General features: G+C 53.9%; 20 protein-coding genes. 17 read left to right on the top strand and 3 right to left on the bottom strand.

Features of this window, described 5'->3' with window-relative positions; translation table 11 throughout:
* The first annotated feature begins 75 nt into the window (after positions 1 to 75).
* The 4 genes from ACN2TU_RS24115 (at position 76) to ACN2TU_RS24100 (ending at position 3962) form a co-directional block, all read left to right on the top strand.
* On the top strand, positions 76 to 465 hold the full coding sequence (locus ACN2TU_RS24115) for an SWIM zinc finger family protein (RefSeq protein ID WP_435159067.1): 390 nt from the start codon (positions 76 to 78) through the stop codon (positions 463 to 465).
* A 245-nt stretch (positions 466 to 710) separates the two neighbouring features.
* Positions 711 to 2180, top strand: a complete 1470-nt coding sequence (locus tag ACN2TU_RS24110; RefSeq protein WP_435159066.1) for an outer membrane protein assembly factor BamB family protein — start codon at positions 711 to 713, stop codon at positions 2178 to 2180.
* A gap of 969 nt (positions 2181 to 3149) precedes the next feature.
* Positions 3150 to 3416, top strand: a complete 267-nt coding sequence (locus ACN2TU_RS24105) for a hypothetical protein (protein ID WP_435159065.1) — start codon at positions 3150 to 3152, stop codon at positions 3414 to 3416.
* 168 nt (positions 3417 to 3584) lie between these two features.
* Complete coding sequence (locus ACN2TU_RS24100; protein ID WP_435159064.1) at positions 3585 to 3962, top strand: DUF7344 domain-containing protein; 378 nt, start codon at positions 3585 to 3587, stop codon at positions 3960 to 3962.
* Positions 3963 to 4699: 737 nt separating this feature from the next.
* Here the strand turns inward: ACN2TU_RS24100 and ACN2TU_RS24095 are convergent.
* Positions 4700 to 5104 carry a hypothetical protein gene (locus ACN2TU_RS24095; RefSeq protein ID WP_435159063.1) on the bottom strand — a complete coding sequence of 135 codons (405 nt, stop codon included), beginning with the start codon at positions 5102 to 5104 and terminating at the stop codon, positions 4700 to 4702.
* 175 nt (positions 5105 to 5279) lie between these two features.
* On the opposite strand from ACN2TU_RS24095, the gene ACN2TU_RS24090 reads away from it, so the two are divergent.
* Positions 5280 to 6674 carry an FG-GAP repeat protein gene (locus ACN2TU_RS24090; RefSeq protein ID WP_435159062.1) on the top strand — a complete coding sequence of 465 codons (1395 nt, stop codon included), beginning with the start codon at positions 5280 to 5282 and terminating at the stop codon, positions 6672 to 6674.
* A 49-nt stretch (positions 6675 to 6723) separates the two neighbouring features.
* On the opposite strand, the gene ACN2TU_RS24085 is transcribed toward ACN2TU_RS24090, so the two are convergent.
* Positions 6724 to 7509: an N-6 DNA methylase gene (locus tag ACN2TU_RS24085; RefSeq protein ID WP_435159061.1), complete on the bottom strand. Its 786-nt coding sequence runs from the start codon at positions 7507 to 7509 to the stop codon at positions 6724 to 6726.
* Between the two features lie 651 nt (positions 7510 to 8160).
* Here ACN2TU_RS24085 and ACN2TU_RS24080 point away from each other — a divergent pair.
* The 7 genes from ACN2TU_RS24080 (at position 8161) to ACN2TU_RS24050 (ending at position 13711) form a co-directional block, all read left to right on the top strand.
* The gene (locus ACN2TU_RS24080) at positions 8161 to 8595 is read left to right on the top strand and encodes a toxin-antitoxin system TumE family protein (RefSeq protein ID WP_435159295.1); all 435 of its coding nucleotides are present in this window, start codon (positions 8161 to 8163) and stop codon (positions 8593 to 8595) included.
* Between the two features lie 918 nt (positions 8596 to 9513).
* Positions 9514 to 10032 (top strand): hypothetical protein, encoded by a 519-nt coding sequence (locus ACN2TU_RS24075; protein ID WP_435159060.1) that lies wholly within the window; start codon positions 9514 to 9516, stop codon positions 10030 to 10032.
* Positions 10033 to 10165: 133 nt separating this feature from the next.
* Positions 10166 to 10342 (top strand): hypothetical protein, encoded by a 177-nt coding sequence (locus tag ACN2TU_RS24070; RefSeq protein WP_435159059.1) that lies wholly within the window; start codon positions 10166 to 10168, stop codon positions 10340 to 10342.
* 395 nt (positions 10343 to 10737) lie between these two features.
* Positions 10738 to 11280 carry a DUF7342 family protein gene (locus ACN2TU_RS24065; RefSeq protein ID WP_435159057.1) on the top strand — a complete coding sequence of 181 codons (543 nt, stop codon included), beginning with the start codon at positions 10738 to 10740 and terminating at the stop codon, positions 11278 to 11280.
* 3 nt (positions 11281 to 11283) lie between these two features.
* A complete protein-coding gene (locus tag ACN2TU_RS24060) occupies positions 11284 to 11727 on the top strand; it encodes a hypothetical protein (protein WP_435159055.1) in 444 nt (147 codons plus the stop codon).
* Positions 11728 to 11918: 191 nt separating this feature from the next.
* Complete coding sequence (locus ACN2TU_RS24055; protein WP_435159053.1) at positions 11919 to 12281, top strand: SWIM zinc finger family protein; 363 nt, start codon at positions 11919 to 11921, stop codon at positions 12279 to 12281.
* 290 nt (positions 12282 to 12571) lie between these two features.
* On the top strand, positions 12572 to 13711 hold the full coding sequence (locus ACN2TU_RS24050; protein WP_435159051.1) for an XdhC family protein: 1140 nt from the start codon (positions 12572 to 12574) through the stop codon (positions 13709 to 13711).
* Between the two features lie 43 nt (positions 13712 to 13754).
* On the opposite strand, the gene ACN2TU_RS24045 is transcribed toward ACN2TU_RS24050, so the two are convergent.
* Positions 13755 to 14402, bottom strand: a complete 648-nt coding sequence (locus ACN2TU_RS24045; protein WP_435159050.1) for a nucleotidyltransferase family protein — start codon at positions 14400 to 14402, stop codon at positions 13755 to 13757.
* A gap of 402 nt (positions 14403 to 14804) precedes the next feature.
* Between ACN2TU_RS24045 and ACN2TU_RS24040 the strand changes: the two genes are divergently transcribed.
* From ACN2TU_RS24040 to ACN2TU_RS24020, 5 genes are all read left to right on the top strand, one after another.
* Complete coding sequence (locus ACN2TU_RS24040) at positions 14805 to 15284, top strand: (2Fe-2S)-binding protein (protein WP_435159048.1); 480 nt, start codon at positions 14805 to 14807, stop codon at positions 15282 to 15284.
* Positions 15281 to 17647, top strand: coding sequence for a xanthine dehydrogenase family protein molybdopterin-binding subunit (locus tag ACN2TU_RS24035; protein ID WP_435159047.1), 2367 nt, complete (start codon positions 15281 to 15283; stop codon positions 17645 to 17647). Before ACN2TU_RS24040 ends, ACN2TU_RS24035 begins: the two co-directional genes overlap by 4 nt.
* Positions 17647 to 18522 (top strand): FAD binding domain-containing protein, encoded by an 876-nt coding sequence (locus ACN2TU_RS24030; RefSeq protein WP_435159045.1) that lies wholly within the window; start codon positions 17647 to 17649, stop codon positions 18520 to 18522. The genes ACN2TU_RS24035 and ACN2TU_RS24030 overlap by 1 nt, the downstream gene beginning before the upstream one ends.
* A gap of 121 nt (positions 18523 to 18643) precedes the next feature.
* Positions 18644 to 19588, top strand: a complete 945-nt coding sequence (locus ACN2TU_RS24025) for an AAA family ATPase (protein WP_435159044.1) — start codon at positions 18644 to 18646, stop codon at positions 19586 to 19588.
* The gene (locus tag ACN2TU_RS24020) at positions 19581 to 20876 is read left to right on the top strand and encodes a VWA domain-containing protein (protein WP_435159042.1); all 1296 of its coding nucleotides are present in this window, start codon (positions 19581 to 19583) and stop codon (positions 20874 to 20876) included. Before ACN2TU_RS24025 ends, ACN2TU_RS24020 begins: the two co-directional genes overlap by 8 nt.
* Positions 20877 to 21085: the final 209 nt, after the last annotated feature.

Below are 21085 nucleotides of genomic sequence, written 5' to 3'. Positions count from 1 at the left end.
GTGCCCTCGGGCGTGTGTAGAAACGCGCCGGGTGCTCTAACACCCGGCACCGGTCTTCCTAAACCCGGAAAGACCATGAGTACAAAGCAATCCGCAGCCCTTGAAGCTGACGAGACGGCACAGAAACGCACAAAGTGGGAACAATTCTCCTTCGACGTCAATGTCCCCGGACTCGTCGAAGTGATCAACGAGAGCCACGAGAACCCCGCAGACCACCAATACGTGGTCTCCATCGACGACGTGACCAACGAACTGATGGCCTGTACGTGCCCGCATCACGTCCACCGCAACGCCTACTGCAAGCACATGGCCGCCGTCGAAACCGCAACCGACGACGGGACGCTCAACGCCTTCCCCTCCGAGGACGAAGATGAAACCGAACCAGACGACTGTGACTGCGACGGCCTCGGTGACTTCCCGTGCTGGTCATGCGTAAGAACCGGACGAAAAGAACTATCGAACTAACCACCGTCTCAGTACTTTTCATCTATGGCACGCCAAGTGCCGGTCTCGGATATCACCAACCAGCGAACGCTGACGGAAAGCGCGGATACAACGACCGACGATACACCTGAGACACCAGTGGGCCCCCTCGACCGAGTGGGGACATATATGGCAGAATGGATGATTTTGAATCGCATACAACGATGTAGAAGCAGCATTCTCTGTCAGAAAGCTTATTACGGGATTCGATAATCGAATATCCGTCTATGGTGAATCGACGTACATTCCTTCAAATGATCGGAGGAGGAGCTGCACTTGGAGTTTCAGCCAAATACACTGCACCAGTTTTGGCGACAGATGATACGAATGAGAACCCTATCTCACAGGACAGTATTCGTGAAGATGTTGATAGAACTCAGATAGCATCTACCAACGGTCCAAGAGGTCCGTATGTGACCACAGGATGGTCAGCTAATTATGGGGCGAGCGAACTCTCTGGGAGCCCTACGATTAGCAATGGTTCGGTTTATATCGGAAGGGAGACTGATTATGTATTAAGGATTGGGTATATTACTGCATTTGACGAAAAAACAGGTGCCCTAAAATGGATTCGTAGGCACAATCCAGAATCAAATACTCGTATTGGCTTTCCACGTCACGCTCCCGTAGTTAGTGGAGGACGACTCTTTTTTAGCGGATCACAACATTCAGAAGAAAGCGAACGGGAAAATTACAATTACGGGGGTATCTATGCTTTAGATGCGCAGAGCGGAACTATCGAATGGTTCCGAGAGGATATTGTCCGTCCTCCGATACTTGACGCCAGTGATGGCCGAGTTTATGTTGGCTCTCATGCGCTTGATGCCACAACGGGACAAACGATCTGGACCGGCGAACTAAATGAACAATTACTCGGGCTCGTCAATGGTGTCGTGTTTACTCAATCCCCTGAAACACTCAGTGGAGATCCGACTACTCACCTCATTGCTCGGGATGCAGCTGATGGAACACAACTGTGGCGGGTTCCTGCTCCAGAGAGTTGGATGGACGCCGCCGTGACTCCAAACACACTCTATCTTACGAGCGATGACGCCGATGGAAATCGGAGTTATGAGAGAGGGTTGTTCTCCCGTCAGACATTATCTGTTTATGCGTATTCGGCCACAGATGGAAGCAAGCAGTGGGAAAGGACTGTTCGTGCCCGGGGTGAAGGCAATCGACCGTATGTCAGTGCACCTGCTGTTGACGACTCCCATGTCTATGTTAGTACACGCTCATCATTTAGCGCATTCCTTGATAATGCGGATCATCCAATAGATGCAGCAGGAACGGTCTATGCCCTCGATCGGGAAACCGGTGCCGAGCGCTGGCGATTTGAAACACCTGCACATGTAGATGCTGCACCAACGGTCGCAGGGGATACCGTTTACGTCGCCGCTCGGTATTACAGTTGTCCGGGGACGCCCCCGTCGGGAAGTCATCCCCCACAAAATATCGTTTATGCTCTTGAGACAGTAACTGGCAAAGAACGTTGGAGTTCTGCCGTGGATGCAGGTGCTCCGGGTCTATCACCAACAATTGCAAATGGGAAACTCTACTTCGCAGTCAGTGGAGCCACTGATATTGTATCAGGATGGCTTGGAGTGCTTGAACCGACTGACTGTCAACCCTCCTGTGAGCATCAGGTCGCGGATGACGGAAAAACACGAACCGTACAAGCATCGAATGGGTGTTAGCCAAATCCGCTCACAATCAATATTGTGGGTGCATTAGTAACTGCGCCCACTCAAACTGGTGGTAGTTACACAGTATGTTATATTGTTCTGTCAGCTTCAGAACGACTATTATTCGAATACCACCAGATAACCACCCGCGGACTCAACTTCCCACATTCCACCTCACTCCACCCATGAAGCTCTTCAAGCCGCTGATGAACTGGCCGCTGTTTCATCCTAAACGCACTGCAACCCACCGAGCGGTCACTGCCGGAAACTCGGACTCACGAATCACCCGAAGTATATTGTTTTCAGTGACCCGAACTAGTAGCCCTTTTTCAACTATTCTACAGACAACGGAGTCAGAATGAGACAGTGAACTCTAGTCTCAAGTGAAAGTGCAGAGCGTTTATTCACGCCATCGGTGAAAGCAGTTCCCTGAACTCATCATCGATTGTCCCACTCACAACCTTGCCCGAACTCCCTGATCGTTAGATGTAGGAAAACCATCACAGGGGTGCTTGCTCTCTCTCGACGGCTATATACGAAAAGTCCCACTTACTCTACCATCTTTTCTCTATTGTCGGACTCGTCATCCTTATTGTTGGAAACATAACAGCTCCTGAACGGTCCGACGACCATCAACAAGAACCCAAGCACTATCGCGGCAAAACTGACAGTGGTGGTGCTAGTGGTGAGTCCAGCATGGATGAGAACTCCAAAGCAAATCACCAGTACTGGAAGGATAGCTTTTTTCTGGTAGTTGATTGGCGTTTCGTTCGTTATATTGTCGTCTGGTCGTTCCGTCACTGTTAATCAGCCTATTTCGTCGCTGCCGCCCCCATCGTGTTAAGAATTACCATGCACCCCGATAAATATCAGAGTTTACTTTAGAAATAATAGAACAGAATAAGTTTAATATTGATAATTTGTCTATAATTCGACTACGAGGCAGCAAATCTCCCGCTTCGTGTCCTGTTCGTCTGTACTGTGCCAGCAACCGAGCGCGCCGATTACGTCCAGCAACTGCTCGAGATACAGGGTGTCGTCGATGTGCGTGAGATGTTGGTTGGGCGACGAAATATCTACGTGGAAGTGGTTGGCACGAGTACCCAAGATATCACCCGTATCACGGACACACTCCACGAGTCAGGGATCACGGTCGAGAGTTCCGAGATCATGCGCTCACGGTATGTTCAGCCGTTCGACCATTTTCACTTTAGCGAAGCGGGTGCCGATGAGCAGCATGAGAGCTAATCGCCAGCTCCATCGATTGCTCTTTTCTTAGTATCGAACGTCTATTTTGCGGTATCTCACAACCCACTCTGTCGATGAGCGATATTTCCCACCATTTCTTGGTTATTTCGCAATCTAACAAGATAGCTAGAAATAATAGTTATATATGTGGGCAATTGAGGGTCACGTATGCACGAGGACAGACACGCGATTGGCGATCGTAGCACCACAAAGGGACAGATTTCCCAGTTATACGAGCTGCTCGCCGATCACCAACGCCGGGCGCTCCTACAATGCCTTTCCAACACAGAGTCTTCCCTGTCTACCTCTACGTTGGTGACGGAGCTTACACAAGGGAGTGACTTAGACCCAGCAGAAAGGGAAACGAATACAGAAATCGCGGTACATCATATCCATCTCCCAAAACTCGCTGATGCAGGGATAATCGAGTATGACCAATCCGCTCAGCAAGCCGCCTACAGCGCCACACCGCAGGTTGACACGCTGCTCAAGGAAATGCTGGTGACGGTTTCGACTGGGGAACAGGAATCCTCACTACAGGAGTAGTGCGGTTCGGATACTAGTTTGTCGGTCCTCTCCACTTCCTCACCCTGTTGTAAAGAATACTGCACTGTTTGAGTGAAGAGCAATGACTTCAAGAATTTGGCACCTCTCGATCGGCTATTGGCAGCGACGTCCTGGGTACTCGGTTCGGACATGGTGATGGTTCGATCAGAATGAATCGCGACGGCATACCTAGCAGATTCAATGCGTACTTCTGGTGAGTCGTGCTGAGAGAGCTTCGAGTATAGCCGAATCAATACCCTCTGCCGTCCTTCTGCCGGTAGCAAATGTGTCCACAACTGCTTAGTGCAACAGGAGGTGGTGAGGAAAATGGATTCTAGCCATACGAACGGGGGTGGATTCGAACCACCGGGGCCACGAAGTGGCCGCCATCGACGACACGAGTCGGAGCGTCGATGGTGCTTCTACCAACAAGCAACCCGTTCTCACATCGGATTTCCCCACCGGGGAACCATGATGGCCGTGGTGGGAATGACGTCACGGCCAGTCGTCCGGAAGTCTGCCATGAAACACGCAGTTTGCAATGCTTGTCCCGAGCGCCGCGGGGCAAGTTTATGGCACCAGGGAGGCCCCGACGACGCTCGCAACTCATCCAATGACCGCATTGAATATTGTTATACACTCCCTGAAATCAACACGACAACCATTCGACCGCAGATCGGGGAGCCGGAAGTGGATTCAAGAGAGGCGAAACGATACAATTCTCTTCTATAAGTGATCTAATTTCGATTGAGTGGCGAATAGTCCGAATGAACCCAATCTAAGCCATCGAGTCGCGGCTCAAGCCACGTTTCAAAGTCGTCCGACTGATCTTCATCAGAAGATCGCCACACGATGACTGAATTCTTGCTGTCCACTTCGCGTTCATCAAACGGTGCTAACGACGCAAATGAGGATGGATTCAGCGTATCCCAATGGTAGAGTGCTCCCTTGACATCAATCGAGAGCCCGACTAACTTGACCTGGCTGTACGCACGACTCAGTATTTTGCTTGCCATCAGTTCGGCAACCTCTTGCGATGTATCGCGGAGTTCGGTGATCTCCTCGGGTAACTCTTTGAATAGTTCATTGCGCCCATACGGAACGAGGTCGTAATTTATAGAGAATAGACAGACCAGCATCATAATAGGGGTGAGCCATCCCCGGAGGGAAATATCCTCAAAAAGTTTACTATATAACTGAATACCAGTGCGCGAAAATACCAGTGACCAGGTGTTGGAAAATTCCGAATTCTGAATCTGAAATTTTGATACTCTCCACTATCACAAAACTTATTACAGAAGGTTATAGCTTCAAACTATGAGATCTCGCGATAACCAACACGAGACCGCACCGTTCACCAACGCAGACAAATCCGAATCTCGCATACCCGTTGACCGTCGATCCTTCTTAGCTGGACTTTGCGGGGTTGTTTCCCTCGGACTCGGAGGTGTTGCCGGAGGAAAGAACTCGACCACACCTGCTGGCCAATTAAAAACCTCGAACACTCGTGACAGCTTGGAAACCGACGTCGAGGAGCAACTCGTCAAACTTGTCCCCACCGATAATGCTGAAGACGACAGATTTGGTTATTCTGTCTCTCTTGATGGCGATGGTGAAACTGCACTCATTGGAGCATTTAATAACGACGACAACGGGGAGGACTCGGGCGCAGCCTACATCTTCACGAAGATGAATTCGGAGTGGAGCCAAACAGCTAAACTCACCGCAGATGATGGCGATCCAGGCGATATTTTCGGTTGGTCGGTGGCACTCGATGACGATGGTAAAACCGCTCTTGTTGCAGCCAATGGCCGTAATACAGATTCGGCATATATCTTTACGAAGACTGATGATAGGTGGAACCAGACGGCTAAAATCACCGTAGATGAAGACAATCATGTTTTCGCCTTCGGCCTTTCAGTTGCCTTTGCTTGTGACGGCAAAACTGTACTCATTGGTGCTTCCATTGACGACCCCAACGGGGGTTATTCGGGCGCAGCGTACATCTTTACGAAGACTGATACAGGGTGGAGTCAGACGGCCAAGCTCACCGCAGATGATGAGACTGATTACGATTCATTCGGTGGGTCAGTCGCACTCGACAACGATGGTAGGACTGCACTCGTTGGGGATTATCGTGACGATGAAAACAGGAGTAACTCGGGTGCGGCATACATCTTTACCAAAGATTGTGATGAGTGGATTCAGACGGCTAAACTCACCGCAGGTGATTGCGATTATGTCGTCGCCTTCGGTCGTTCAGTTGCCCTTGATTGCGGCGGCAAAACTGCCATCATTGGGGCTTCCGTTGATGATGATAACGAGTCGTCGGAGAGGAGTTCGGCATATATCTTTACGCAGACTGATGAAGGGTGGCGCAAGATGACCACCCTCACCGCAGATGATGGCAACCCAGGCGACAGTTTTGGCAGTTCGGTTGCAATTGACGACCGTGGGGAGACCGCCCTCATTGGGGCTTCCGAAGACGATGACAACGGGGCTGTCTCGGGTTCGGCGTATATCTTTGCGAAGCGCAATGATGAGTGGAGCCAAACGACTAAGCTTACCGCAGATGATGGTGACGAAAATGATCGCTTCGGACTGTCAGTTGCTCTTGACTCTGGTGGCGAAACGGCCCTTATTGGAGCTTCCTTTGATGAAAACGGGTTTGAATGGGCTCATGCGGGATCAGCGTACATATACGAGGAATAGTCGGCCTGACCAAGTTAGTCAAATCAATTACTGGCGTGGTTTGCTCCATTCATCTTGATAAAATAAACCCGTCTCTTGGAATCGACGTGGGCTCGCCGTCAGAAGCAACATACTCACCAAGAGAGCGTTGAGTGTTAGGAGCTATCTCGTCGAACATAACGAAGAAATCATTGCCACTAATTTGGAAATTAGAAACCTTCCGTTCACGGATCCTTGTCTCGGCTAGTGCACACGCAAGGCTATTCTGGTCGATGCCTAGGGAGTACGACGGTTCACCGATCGCGTCAATTGCTGCGGTGAGTAGTTCGCCGCTTCCACATGCAGTGTCGATCACGGATGTTCGCTCTCCAGCCGTTGCCCAGTTTGCCGCAATATGTGCAACCGGCTGCGGAGTGTAGTAAGCCGTTAAGTTTGCGGTCAGTACTTGTTCAAAGAGTTCGAGGACGTCGTCGCGTTCAGTTTCCGAGAAATAGTCTATCGGAAGAGTCTCTCGCTTCACACTGGAGCGTATTAGTTCGTCTACAGCCGCAATTAGGTTCTCCCGTCCGATATCACCTGTATAGGTTGGGAGATACGATATTTCAAAGTCGTTGAGTGTGCCCTCCAAGACAATGGCTACACCCTCAATTGACGCTAACAAGTAGTCAGCTGTGTCAAACTCCTCCGCGATTACCTCTAATCGTGTCTCGGAGTGAGTCTTTGTCTGCTTAGATCCCCCATATACCACTAGTCCTGTCTTCGTCCCGTTGATCAATAGAAGGCCTTCGGCGAGTTCGGCGACTCGTGTTACTCCCCGTATTTCCCGAATTTCTCGCCTGAGATCTGATATGGACATAGTCATTAGTTTCTGTTACTTGGAGATGAATTTTTACGTGACTAGCACGATTGATATCTCGGTCGTATACTATGACCGTCACAGGAGATCTGTATAGTGAGAAATTCGTCCAAGAGGTGGATCGCCTTATTTTGGTTGAACACACCACGTCCTGGAAGCGATCTTGATCAAGATTGGCTATCGCTAGAAGTTCTCGGAGATCCATATTGCAATTCAGAAACCAGTCAAAAGGCAACTAGCTTAGAAGATTTCATGACAGAATGTTTGTATAAGTACCAAGAAAGCCCTTGGCCGCTCGGTATCCCACGACCACGCGAGACTCCGTCTCACTTGTCTCCGCTTGCTTCGCTCATGGGAACCGGCCGCGTACGAGCGCAACAACGCCTGCTTCGAGTGGCATCGCATTAACCAACTTGTGGTCGACAACCCCGTCGAAGACCTCCAGCAGTATGTCCAAGACTGACCTCGCGGATCGACGCGTACGAAGAGACGTACGACGCTGCGGAAGTGAGCAGCGATCGAACCATCGACGACGTGTACAGCGACCTCGGAGACCGGGGCGAGCGACCGCGAGGAGCGCAGGCGCTACGGACGCGCCCGCCTGCAACGCGCGAGCACCGAGCCCGAACAGGTATCCGGATAGCCACATCGATGGTGCCGCCCACAGGGGATGGAGGGAGCCCTGCGCCTATCGACCGCCTAGTACTCGAATTCCTCCAGACACGTCTCCAAGCGACGAATCAGGTCGCAGAGGCGATTATCACGGACGCAAGAGGACATTTTGAACTCCGTGTGACACTCGCACCATCGTACTATCCTAAACCCGTGGAGGAGGCGACTCTGACTGTTCGCTGGTACACGAACGACGACTTCAAAATCCACTACCGAGAGGTGTACCCAAAATACGTCTGGGAATGTCGGTGGGATCGCCACCCGAACCCTCACAACACCCGAGACCATTTCCATCCCCCACCAGCTGCCCCGACGCCCACCGACGACGCTTCGTGGCCGACCGATCATCGCGATGTGCTGCGGCTCGTCCTCGACGAGGTCGAAGAGCGAATCACCGAGTTGTGGAAAGAGTAGGAGGGCAGCGAATAATTAATTTTAACAGGAGATAAAAATAATTCTAAGATATGCTAAATTAACGGGTGAATATTCGGTCTCCACCTGCGCTCAGCACACTGAAGCAGCGGTGGAAGACACCCTCCGAAACAGAACTCACCGCGTGGCTCGACGTAGACCCGCAGTGACTCTCTGTCGATTCGGATAAATGGGAGTACGCAAACCCATCGGGGTTCGTGCAGTACCGGTTGACCGTCGTGGTCGGGATGTGAAACTCGATAGAGTCCTTCGTCAGTCGGTAGGGATGCAAGGTCGCCCGATGCAGGATTCAGCGAGTGCCACGAACTCCACTCCAGACCCAGCCAGTGAGGAGCAATAACGTCAGTTTCGTTTAATATCGGTCGTTATGCCAAGCAAGAATCTCTCCTATCATCAGCCCTTCTATTGGGAGAGAAACGGTGACTGGTTCGTCTTCGAGAAACGGACAAAGTTCACTGTAATAGGCCTTTCCGCCGTGGATAAAGAGGTGAACGTCGTTGCGAAGGAATCCTCGGTCAACCGAATTCGTCGATGATATCCGCCGCCCACGCTCTCCAGGTTGCAATAGATGCGTTTGTTAACGTCTCGTCGTACGGTTCGATCGGTGGCCCGTTCGGGTCAGGGAGACTGTATTTCGATGAGAGGATATACTATTCGTCGCGCTAGATAGCGAATTCCAAAATCCTCACCGAGCACGACCATGGAGGATCGTGACGAGATTTTCCGCGTGCTGAAGATCATGGAGTACACTCTTCTCTTGGAGTTGGGCCAGTCTGATTCTCATGGCTTCCAAATGTTTGATGAGTATCCGAAATCAATTTTGGGACTTTATTAATGATGTGAAAAAATGATAGTAATTTTGGGTAGTTTTTACGTCACTATGGAGAGAGTGATCGTACTATGAACACAGGAGAAGAACCACATGGTTCACACATTGAAGCATTAAAACAAGCGAATACTGATATTGGAGAGGAAATTGACAGAGAATACAACAGATATGAAAAAAAAATAAATGATCGAGCGCTCCAATTGCTTGGTTTGAACGGTCTTTTTCCAGCACTTTTCGTGCTTTTGACAAGTTCTCCCAATAGATTATTCTCTTTTGACCAACCTTATTTCATATTTGGTTCGTTTTTAATTGTCACATCAATTCTTATTTCTTTGTTTGTATATTTCTTCAATAGAAGTCATGAAGAAAACATTCATGAAGATGAGTTTGAAGAGAAAGTGATTGATAGTTCTATTTCTGAGGGCGAGTATTTAAATATGATACTACATAAAAAGCTAGATATTTTGGAACATTATCATGAGAATAACAATGAACTTAAGTACCCGTTGTTTTTCGCATTACTTTCATTCTTAGTTGGTGCAGGAGGATATATAATTCAAATACTGTTCTCTCTAGCCGCGGTAAGTTGATTTCCAGAACGGTAGAGCCCCGTTTCATTTGCATTCTTCCGGTACTCTCGAACAACAATACTACAGTGATTTTTTCGCCCCCTGAGGGGTGCAGGGCGTTCCACTGAGAGCGTCTCGATGAGGAATGATTTCGATGATACGCAGCGACAGCTACGCAACCGGCTTCGACGAAGACGTACCGAGCGAAATAACCAACCAGTGTCCCAGATGTGGCGGCCTGGTCACTACCAACGTGATCGAAACAGTTTGCGAGGACTGTAACCACGTCATCGACGACCAACAGACCAATTACAGGCCGGAGTTCGCATGAAAGACCTCCTGACGCAACTCACTGGCCGGTCGCACAGCACTGTCATCGCTGAGTGCCGCCAGTGTGGAACCACGGTTGAAGTCGAAACGAGCGAGTGTCCAGAATGCAATCACAATGGGATTGCGATTTACCGATTCGATTGACCGATCTAGTCTCCTTTCGACCCTTGCTACGAGAGAGTCCGTTCTGCACACGTCGAGATCGTATTATGTTGGCTCTAGAAGTGCGATTAGCACTATTCATTCATACTGACCGATATCGGCACGTGAGATTAGCACCACTTGCTCCGGTGAGCGTCGATCTCACTGATTTTCATAGAACGGTCTATCTGTAGCGTTTCGATATAGGTCGAACTACCCTCAAACTATATGAAGATTCAACTCATACGTACAGACATGGACAAGAATTCAGAGGAACCAGACACAGGGCTCATGGAGCGTCAGACGACCGGTGAAGACCGTGTCCGGATGGTGGCTCGCCAAGTATCAGAACCCCGTACCGTGAATTGGATTGCCTCGGAGGCAGAGTGGTCACACGAGCCGACCAAACGTGTCCTTGAGCGACTCGTGGATGATGGCGTGCTCCGCCGCGATGAGAGTGGTGCTCACACGACCTACTCTCCAGACTATCGTCGACAGGCAATGCAAGAGGCCGTCCGACTTCGCGATGGTCACCGGACAGTTGAGGAATTAACCGATCGGCTGTCCGAGATGAAAGCCCAAATCCGGGACTGGGAAGAGACATTTGCAGTCGAGTCACCGAATCAATTGCGGGCGACGATTGCAGACGAAACCCTTAGCTCGGATGAAGAAGCGCAGCGACGGGCAATCGCTCGAGAGTGGGAGCATCTCCAACAGCGAATCCAGATCGTCGGATTTGCAATTCGTGAGTGGGACTTTTTGGCCCCAAGCGCAGACCGTGCCGAGGCCAGTAACTGACAGATGTCCGTCCCACATCCAGGCGGAAATCCGAATGCACAGTTATACGAGCAACTGAAACGAGATGTCCTCGAACGCGTTCCACATATCACGACAATCGAGTATGTTCCGGATGACGTTGCAGCCAAACAACTACAGGCAACCTTCGACCCGACCCGCATCGATCCACCCACCGGACCAGAGGCACCCGAACTCGTCATCGAGTGGTATCGCCAAACACCGCATGATTGGTTTCGTATCAACTATAGCGACCCGAACACAGGCTTCCATGCTGGGTGGCACCAGGACGAGGATCACGAAGATCTCGGACGAGCACATTTTCAGTACTCGATTGACGAGGAAACGACGCATCAGCCAGTGACGTTTCAACATGAGACCCCATCACTCATCCTCTGGGAAATTATTGAGAATCTCTTGGAGGAAATACTTCCGACCTACCACCGCTAGGCTAGTTACCCACACACTCATATTCACTATTGACTATACAATTCCCTCCGACAACTCACGTGTGAGAGCGAGAGAGCCTAGAGAGATCCCGCCCAAAGATCTCTGGGCATTGAGTTGAGAATCATCGTCGAGAATGTGTTTTTGTTGCCCCCGAAGGGTGCGGGGCACACTGCGTGCCTCGTGGAGCGAGTATGTCCAGTCAAAACGTTCTCTCCGAATTGACGTTCACGAACCGAGTTGCAAAGCGCGCCCAGTACGAAGCCCTCGAATTTTCACTCAAAACGAGGGGTGTCCTCGTTCGAAATACGAGTCACGCAAAACCAGCTGATCATGAATATCTGGTCACTGTTCACAATGGGATCCCCATCGCCTGTGAGTGTCCTGCAGATGACCGCTACGACGGTGCGTGTAAACACCGCGTCGGAGTTGCAATTCGAACGCCACTCCTGCAGGCAGCGACAGACCATTCCCTCGTCGCAGACGGTGGGACACAAATTGAGAACGAACCAGAAACCCATGTAGACAACAGCGACACTGAACAGAAAAGCGAGTAATTTCCCAATCCGAAAAATAGTTGTGGAGAATCAACTGCGTATCTTAGCCATCTCTCAAAAATTCTAAGCTGTTCAATATGTACCTCACACGTTGCGACTGAGGTTGATGCTCTCAACCTCACCACCGAGAAATATTCGGAGCGCCCGCCATCGTCAATCCGAGCGGGTTACCATTGGACGTATCGGGAACAGACTCGTCGTTCAGGTATCAGTGTGTTCAACGACGAGTGGAAACAGAGGGTGTGGTTCACACGCAAATCTTGAATAGCGTACCAGCGAATCGAAATAGCATGGAGAACAGTTGGAGCGTTCCACAGTCGACAGTGCTTTCGCGGACGCGCGAGCTACTGATGAGCGACCAGGCGGGAGTGCTGGTAAGCGTGGTTGACGTCGAGGGAAGTGCCTATCGTCGGCCAGGAGTAAAGATGCTCGTCCCCGAAGATGGTAGAGGGATCGGGAGTATCACGGCGGGCTGTCTCGAAGATGAGGTAGTGCGTCTCGCCAACAGTGTGCTTGAGGCTGGGCGACCGCGTCTCGAGACGTTCGACCTGACAAACGACGACGATGTCTGGGGACTCGGAATCGGCTGCAACGGTGTCATCGACCTCCTAGTTGAACCCGTAGACAAGAGGCACGAGCCGCTTTTCGACGCCCACGAGGCGGAACAACCCATTGTTAGCGTCACGGTCCTCGACAGTGAGGCCTCCGACGTTGACGCGTGGCAACGCACATACTTCCGTCCAGATGGGAGTCCCACAGCAGACTCGAAGCAAGTTCCACCATGGCTAATCGACGCAATCTCGGAACGAGTGACCGCTCTTACTAACGAAGGGCAGGCTGGGACGGTCGACGTCGACGGTCCTAACGGTTCCGTACGGCTTTTCATCGACAGCATTACACCCCCACCAACGTTCGTCACCATCGGTACCGGTCACGACATCGGGCCAGTCGTCGACCTAGCCAATCGAAACGGCTTTCGAACAGTACTCGTCGGTTTCCGGGGTGCGGTGGTGACCGAAGACCGCATCGCTGTCGCCGATGAGACCGTCTCCACATCTCCACGAAACATTCGAGAGGTAGTCGACTTCGACGAAGAGACCTACGTCGTCGTAATGTCGCACAATTTCGTCGACGACCGTCTCGTATTGGACGAATTGGTTCGAACGCCTGTTCCCTACGTCGGTCTAATGGGACCGCACAAGCGTTTTGAAGAGATGCTCAGTGAGTTTGACTCCGAAGGGCGCACTCTCTCTGAGGTGGAGCTTGCAAAGGTATACACTCCGGTCGGGCTCGACCTCGGCAGTGAAACACCATACCAGATCGCCCACAGCATCGTCGCCGAGGTTCTAGCCGTTCACAACGAGCGCACCCCGCGCCACCTCAAAGACCGAGTGGGGTCAATTCACGAACGGACTATGGATACTACTTGATGCCCACGCAGGGAGTGCGGTCGGCATCCACTTTCCCTTGAAGCTACGTTCCGTTCGTCTTTTCCATATCCGTCAGTATGTCCACGTCGCGGACGACGCCAGGATCTCCTGTTTCGACGAGTGCTGCAGCATCCGAATGGAGGAGGATCTCTCGCCCACCGATATCTCCTTCGAGTGCCAGAAGATCGTCGAAGAAACGAGCGTCGAACAACACGGGATTGCCGCGTCGACCCTCGTAGGCGGCGGCGAGGGCGTCTCCGCTACCCGTCGCGTACGCCGCGATCAGTCGGTCGATGGTAGACGACGAGAGATACGGCATGTCGCCCAGTGCGACGACGACGGCGTCTGCGTTGTGTTTACGCGCCGCCAAGGTTGCCGCGCGGACGGACGTACTCTGTCCGCGCTCGTAGTCGTTGTTCTCACGAATCTCGACATTGAGATCGCCGACCGCGGTTCGAACACGGTCAGCCTCGTGGCCGACAATAATCGTCACACCATCGACGCTGCTCTCACTGAGTACACCCGTAGCGTGGCGAACCATCGGCTCACCGTCAATATCAACCAGTAACTTGTTTCGGTCGCCATACCGACTGCTTGTCCCCGCCGCGAGAAGCGTTCCCCACACTGTCAGTTCGGGCTGCACTATCTCATCGACGGATTGGTCAACGACCGGAAATGATCCAGCGGTCATTTTACTCGAAGAAGTGCGGATTAGCGCGGCTATTGCGGTAGCGTTCGGGGGAATATAGACGAGATCGATACCATTGGTGTGACCGAAGTATCTGCTTGACAGAAGAACGCTCGGGTTGGACATCCGGGTGTGGGCGGGTAGACTCCCCATGGCGACTCGCTGGCATCGACCATCGACTCTTATCGGCATGAGTGGCTGTTCGTTCGCCGTTTTGTGTCATGGGTCTCTTGATGACGACCGAGAGCAAAATGCTATCCCCTGTGACGAAACGTGAATGAGGGCTGAAAAAGAGTACAAACTTTTTTTATCGACTACGAAGAGTACATAGTAGCGAGTGCCTTTGGTAACAACTCCCGTGGCAGTCGTCATCAAGCGCATTCGCACGTCGGAGGACACCTCGAAATGACAGAACACGAGATTTCAGTAACCGTTAACGGCACTTTACATGAACTAAAAGTCGAATCACGAACACTTCTGGTGACTGCGCTCCGCGAACAACTCGGATATACTGATACGAACGTCGGGTGCGAGTCCAGCCGGTGTGGTGCCTGCACCGTTCAAGTTGATGGAACACCTATCAAATCCTGTACCCGGCTCGCCGTTCAAATGGACGGCGCAAGCATCGAGACCGTCGGCGCACTCGGCGAGGAGGGTAAGCTCAACCCCCTACAGAAGAGTTTTCAGGAGACTCACGGACTTCAGTGTGGCTACTGTACACCGGGGATGCTCATGACAGCAGACGCGTTCCTGCAGACAGCTTCGGATCCCTCACGGGAGGAGATTCGGGAGGCACTTGAGGGAAACCTCTGTCGATGCACCGGCTATCATAACATCGTCGACGCGGTCGAGCTGGCGGCCGAACGGAGAGAGGCGGATCAATGAGTGACGACGTCACGGCCGGCGATGTTTTTGGCAGTGCTGTCGAGCGACGCGAGGACGTTCCGCTGTTGCAAGGTGAAGCGACGTACACAGACGACGTGTCGTTAGCCGGGATGGCCCACCTCGCCATCCGCAGGAGCGACCACGCTCACGCCCGTATTGTCGACGTAGACACCAGCGAGGCAGAGGCGATGGACAACGTCGTGGCGGTTTTTACAGGGCAGGATGTCGAGGATAGTGGCGTCCCCAATACCATCCCGACCGCGTGGATGTTGCCTGGCCTCATCACCCCACAATACCGCATGCTCGCGGTGGACAAGGTACGCCACGAGGGTGACGGAATCGCCGCGGTTGTCGCTGAAACGCGCCATGCCGCCCGCGACGCGCTTGACAAGGTTCACGTCGAGTACGAACGTCTACCTGTAGTAACGGACCCAGTTGCGGCTATCGAAGACGATGTCCCGTCGATCCACGACGCCGCCGAGAACAACGTCGCGTTCGACTTCGAGATCGGTGACGGAGATGCTGTTGACGATGCGTTCGCGGAGGCTACACATACTGCTAGCGTCGACCTCCGGCAACAGCGTATCATTCCGAACGCGATGGAGCCACGAGCGGCCGTTGCGGACTGGAATGATGCAACTGAGAAACTTAGACTCTGGATGACGAGCCAGAACCCACATCTGCACCGGATGCTTCTCTCGGCCGGGACACTTGGTCTCCCGGAGAACAATATCCAGGTTATCGCGCCGGAGGTCGGTGGGGGATTCGGAAGCAAAATCTACCACTATCCCGATGAGGCGGTAACGGCGTGGTGTTCAATGCAACTTGACCGTCCGGTGAAGTGGCAGGCGACCCGGTCAGAAGCATATCAGACCGACTGTCATGGCCGTGATCACACTACCACTGCCGAGATCGCCATTGACGACGACGAAAACGTTCTCGGCGTCCGCGTGGAGACCCACGCTGGCCTGGGAGCACAGCTCTCGCAGTTTGCAACTGCGACACCGTCGTATCTCTATGCGACTATCCTCTCGGGAGAGTACGACATCCCCGCGATCCACTGTCGCGTCGTCGGCGCGTTCACGAACACGACCCCGGTTGACGCATACCGCGGAGCGGGACGTGCCGAGGGAATTTATGTCATCGAACGGCTAATGGACGTCGCGGCTCGAGAACTGGGAAGCGATCCCGTTGAATTCAGGCGGCAGAACCTCATCCCGTCGGACGCCTTTCCGTTCGAAACGAGCGTGGCTGTCGTCTACGACAGCGGTGAGTACGAGCGTACGATGGACACATTGCTTGATCACATCGACTATGAGGCTCTTCGCGAACGGCAGACCAACCTCCGCGACGAGGGGCGGTATATCGGCATCGGTATCGCCAACTTCGTGGAATCTGCCGGTCTCTCACCGTCAAAAGTCGCGGGCGAACTCGGCGCGCAGGCCGGCGGCTGGGAGAGCTCTATCGTCCGCTTCGATTCGACCGGAACCGTCAGCGTTTTCGCGGGAACTGCCGACCAGGGGCAGGGTCACCGGACAACCTATGCTCAGATCGTTGCCGAGGAACTCGGCCTGTCGCTGGACGATATCGAGGTCGTCGAGGGCGATACCGACCGAATTCCGCAGGGACTCGGCACATATGGGAGTCGGAGCGCCTCGGTCGGCGGCGGATCCATTGCCCGTGGCGCTCGAGAGGTGCGCGAGAAGGCCCGCCGTATTGCCGCCCACCACCTTGAGGCGAGCGTGAACGATGTTGAATTCGAGAATGGCGAGTTCCACGTCACCGGTGCGCCCGACCGCGCGATTCATATCAAAGAGGTGGCTCACGAGGCATACCTCGGCCACGACCTTCCGGAAGGGATGGATCCCGGACTCGAGGTTACAAACTTCTACGACCCGGAGAACTTCACATTCCCTTTTGGCACTCATGCCGCCGTCGTCGAGATTGCGCCCGACACAGGTGAAATTGAGATTCAGCGATACGTTGCGGTCGATGACTGTGGAGAGATAATCAACCCGATGATCGTCGAGGGACAAGTTCATGGCGGCGTCGCACAGGGAATCGGAGCGGCACTCTACGAGGGGGCTGTCTACGATGACGACGGGCACCTGCAGACTCGGCGCATGGACGAGTACGCAGTTCCGCACTCAACACAGCTCCCCGACATCGAGACAGATAGCACCACCACGCCGAGTCCGCACAACCCACTCGGAGTAAAGGGAGTCGGTGAGTCCGCGACAATAGCGGCGACGCCGACGCTGGTTTCGGCGGTGGTCGACGCCCTCGAACCGTTCGGAGTCGACCATCTCGACATGCCGCTGACGCCGGAGACTGTCTGGCGGGCCATGGGAGGTGGTGATTAATGTACGCATCTGAATTTGACTACTATCGCCCTACGAGCGTAGATGAGGCGATCGACCTCCTCGACGAACACGATGGGGCCGAGCTCCTCGCAGGCGGTCATGGCATCCTCCCCCTTCTTAAGATAGGCGAGGTGACCGTCCCGGTTCTCGTCGACATCGGAAATATTGAGGGGCTCGATGGGATCGAGGAAGACGGCAATACACTCACTATTGGCGCGCTCACCCCACACGCCACCGTTGCAAAATCGGATGCAGTGGGACAGCACGCGACAGCGCTGGCCGACGCCACCGCTGAACTGGGCGACCTGCAGGTGCGCAACGGCGGAACTATTGGAGGGAACCTTGCTCATGGGGATCCGCGGGCGGATCCGCCGGCGTCGCTGCTCGCGTTGGGAGGGTCGCTTCTCGCCCGTGGCCCGGAGGGCGAGCGAACCATTGACGCCGATGCGTTGTTTCGGGGCGAGTTTGACACCGACGTGGGCGACAACGAAGTCGTGACGGCAGTCGAATTGCCCGTCGACGAGGCAGCTGTGAGTGCCTACACCCGGCACCGAAACCCCCTTTCGGGGTACGCGATGGTCGGCGTCGCTGCGCGAATTCACACCGATGCTGATACGGTGACCGACGTGCGAGTCGCGGCGACTGGTGCGACCGAGCACACGGTTCGACTCCATGGCGTTGAGGACGCACTCGACGGTGTCATACTTGACGAGGAGGCCATCGGCAACGCTGCCGAAGACGCAGCCGAGGATTTCGATCCAGACGACTTGCAGTCGGATGTACAAGCATCAGGTGAGTACCGCGCCCACCTCCTCGGCATCTACACCGAGCGGACACTAACGCGGGTACTGGAGCGAATCGACGCCGGCGAGTAACCTAGCTCACCCAGCGGTTGGGTGACAACGGAATGGGAGTGATCTCGTCCGCGACGAATCCCGTTTGAGTAGGATATTCTTTTAATTCGTGACCGCATAGGATAGGTGATACCAATTCACGATGCCCAAGGCAGATCATCCGTTCACCGGCGTAAGCGAAGACGACCTCAGTGCTATCTTCGAGTCGCAGGACTACGTGGCCGAAGATGAACTCGTAACGACCGTTTTCCTCGCCCTCCGACTGGGTCGGCCACTCCTTGTCGAGGGCGATCCTGGTGCCGGAAAGACCGAACTAGCGAAAGTTCTCGCCGCCGGTTTCGAGACGGAGCTCGTCCGTTTGCAGTGCTATGAAGGGCTAACCGCTGAGAATGCCCTCTATGAATGGAACTACGCGAAGCAACTGCTCGCCATTCAATCAGACGAGGGAAGCGTCAACGCGGATCGATCGGTCTTTGACGAGGAGTATCTCCTCGAACGGCCACTCCTGCGCGCCGTTCGGGGTGACGGCGACTACCCGCCGGTACTCCTCGTGGACGAGATAGACCGTGCCGATGAGGAATTCGAAGCACTGTTACTTGAACTCCTTTCGGACTTCCAGCTCTCTATCCCCGAGTTTGGCACCATCGAAGCTACGAAGCCACCTGTTGTCGTTATAACGTCAAACCGGACACGGGGGCTAAGCGATGCCCTAAAGCGCCGTTGCCTGTACCTCCACCTCGAACCGCCGTCCCCTGAGAAAGAACGAGCTATTGTGCGTCGAAAAGTCCCTGAACTAAGCGAAATGGCGACCGTCGACCTGTGTGCGGTGACGGCGCGATTGCGCGAGGAACCGCTCCGAAAACGCCCGGGTGTCGCCGAAACACTCGATTGGGCGCAGGCGATTACCATCCTCCGTGGCCGGGACGACAGCGAGAATCAGTTGCTCTCCCCGGCAGAGATAGAACGCACCGTCGGTTGTCTGCTCAAGGAAGCGGAGGACATCGAGCACGTCGACGAAGCTATACTTGCGTCGCTCCTTGACGCGGCCGAGTCCGCCCGTCTGGAGATGGGAGACGGCGATGGCTGAGCGTGAACTCTGCTCCGGTGCAGTCGGTGCTCATGTCGCCGATGCGCTCGTCACGTTCGAGCGCGACCTTCGGGACGCGGGCGTCGATGTTTCCGCTAACGCGAGTATTATGGCCGCACAAGCGCTGGTAACCGTCGGACTCAACGACTCGACGACCGCACGGACGGCGCTTCAGTCGGTTTTCGTCTCCCGGTCAGCCGATATCGACACGTTTCGCGAGCACTTCCCGGCATTTTGGGCACGTCTCTTCGGCGTTGCCGATGACCGCGACGAACGGGCGGACGACCCGCGACGACTCGGTGAGAAACATCAGAACAGATCTGCGACAGCCGACACGTCAGCCGAGAATTCCGATGTACCGGCTCGAGACCCGACCCCCGAAGAGACAGTCCGCCGAGCACGCAGTTCGTGCCGCCTCGTTCGGTCAGACGCTGGCAATGGCACAGACAGGATGGCAGCCCGATACAGCCCCATCGGTCGGGGCGAACCGCTCGAAATCGCAGCCGGTCAACTCTCGACTGCGGAGTTAGTCCCCGCGGTAGATCGACTCGGGGAGGTACTGGCCACGCTTACCAGACGCCGTCGCGTTGACGGTCCCCACGGCCGCCCGGACACCCGCCGTGCCCTGCGACAGAGCCTGTCAACCGGTGGATGCGTATTCGACATCCCGACGCGTTCGAAGCGGGTCGACGCGGTTCGAGCGACGTTACTCGTCGACGTCAGCCGGTCAGTGCTCGACAGCATCAACCGTGAGTTCCTCGTGACATTCCTCCGTACCATTCACTCGAGGTGGCGCAATGTCCGGACGTTCCTGTTCGACACCGACGTCGAGGAGGTAACTGTTGCTCTCGATGCGCCGACAGCTGACGACGTCGTAACTGCACTCGCGGCGGCGGAGATGGAGTGGGGTGGCGGTACGCGTATCGGACACGCGGTAAGCACGCTCAGAACCGACCACCTCGACGCGGTGGATCGCCGAACAACCGTTATCTTCGTGAGTGATGGACTCGAAACCGGTGACGTGTCAGCACTCGCGGACGGAATGGCGTGGGTAGCCAATCGGGCGGCCGCAATTGTCTGGTTGAATCCGTTGGCTGCGGCTGACGAGTATGAACCGACATGCCGGGGGATGGTGGCTGCTCGGCGCTCGATCGACGGGCTCTTTGGCTTCGCTGATTCACGCGACGTGACTGCCATCGCCGACGAACTCGAGCGCTATGGTCTTGGAGGAACTGTCGGTTATGAGTTCCACCACCGCCGGCCAACCCGACCAGTGAGTCGGGAATAGCAACTATATTCAACCAACTCAAAGAGCTATTGATGTAAACAAGGTATATGGCGATACTATATCCCCATATACAACGTATTGACATCCTCCACGTCGTTTACGGCGTTGAAGATGTCAACAATTCGAATGAACGGTGATCGTCGATATTGGTTTGAACCGTAGTCAGGCGATAATACAGAGTATGCGAAACAGATATACGCATTACAACC

It is taken from the genome of Haladaptatus marinus (assembly GCF_051194195.1).
The sequence above is the reverse complement of the archived record's forward strand: the minus strand, read 5'-3'. Positions and strand labels throughout refer to the sequence as shown.

Excerpts from the sequence above, each read along its gene's own strand:
- ACN2TU_RS24115 (WP_435159067.1), top strand. The coding sequence starts at position 76 with ATGAGTACAAAGCAATCCGCAGCCCTTGAAGCTGACGAGACGGCACAG.
- ACN2TU_RS24110 (WP_435159066.1), top strand. The coding sequence starts at position 711 with ATGGTGAATCGACGTACATTCCTTCAAATGATCGGAGGAGGAGCTGCA.
- ACN2TU_RS24100 (WP_435159064.1), top strand. The coding sequence starts at position 3,585 with ATGCACGAGGACAGACACGCGATTGGCGATCGTAGCACCACAAAGGGA.
- ACN2TU_RS24095 (WP_435159063.1), bottom strand. The coding sequence starts at position 5,104 with ATGATGCTGGTCTGTCTATTCTCTATAAATTACGACCTCGTTCCGTAT.
- ACN2TU_RS24090 (WP_435159062.1), top strand. The coding sequence starts at position 5,280 with ATGAGATCTCGCGATAACCAACACGAGACCGCACCGTTCACCAACGCA.
- ACN2TU_RS24085 (WP_435159061.1), bottom strand. The coding sequence starts at position 7,509 with ATGTCCATATCAGATCTCAGGCGAGAAATTCGGGAAATACGGGGAGTA.
- ACN2TU_RS24080 (WP_435159295.1), top strand. The coding sequence starts at position 8,161 with ATGGTGCCGCCCACAGGGGATGGAGGGAGCCCTGCGCCTATCGACCGC.
- ACN2TU_RS24075 (WP_435159060.1), top strand. The coding sequence starts at position 9,514 with ATGAACACAGGAGAAGAACCACATGGTTCACACATTGAAGCATTAAAA.
- ACN2TU_RS24070 (WP_435159059.1), top strand. The coding sequence starts at position 10,166 with ATGATACGCAGCGACAGCTACGCAACCGGCTTCGACGAAGACGTACCG.
- ACN2TU_RS24065 (WP_435159057.1), top strand. The coding sequence starts at position 10,738 with ATGGACAAGAATTCAGAGGAACCAGACACAGGGCTCATGGAGCGTCAG.
- ACN2TU_RS24060 (WP_435159055.1), top strand. The coding sequence starts at position 11,284 with ATGTCCGTCCCACATCCAGGCGGAAATCCGAATGCACAGTTATACGAG.
- ACN2TU_RS24055 (WP_435159053.1), top strand. The coding sequence starts at position 11,919 with ATGTCCAGTCAAAACGTTCTCTCCGAATTGACGTTCACGAACCGAGTT.
- ACN2TU_RS24050 (WP_435159051.1), top strand. The coding sequence starts at position 12,572 with ATGGAGAACAGTTGGAGCGTTCCACAGTCGACAGTGCTTTCGCGGACG.
- ACN2TU_RS24045 (WP_435159050.1), bottom strand. The coding sequence starts at position 14,402 with ATGACCGCTGGATCATTTCCGGTCGTTGACCAATCCGTCGATGAGATA.
- ACN2TU_RS24040 (WP_435159048.1), top strand. The coding sequence starts at position 14,805 with ATGACAGAACACGAGATTTCAGTAACCGTTAACGGCACTTTACATGAA.
- ACN2TU_RS24035 (WP_435159047.1), top strand. The coding sequence starts at position 15,281 with ATGAGTGACGACGTCACGGCCGGCGATGTTTTTGGCAGTGCTGTCGAG.
- ACN2TU_RS24030 (WP_435159045.1), top strand. The coding sequence starts at position 17,647 with ATGTACGCATCTGAATTTGACTACTATCGCCCTACGAGCGTAGATGAG.
- ACN2TU_RS24025 (WP_435159044.1), top strand. The coding sequence starts at position 18,644 with ATGCCCAAGGCAGATCATCCGTTCACCGGCGTAAGCGAAGACGACCTC.
- ACN2TU_RS24020 (WP_435159042.1), top strand. The coding sequence starts at position 19,581 with ATGGCTGAGCGTGAACTCTGCTCCGGTGCAGTCGGTGCTCATGTCGCC.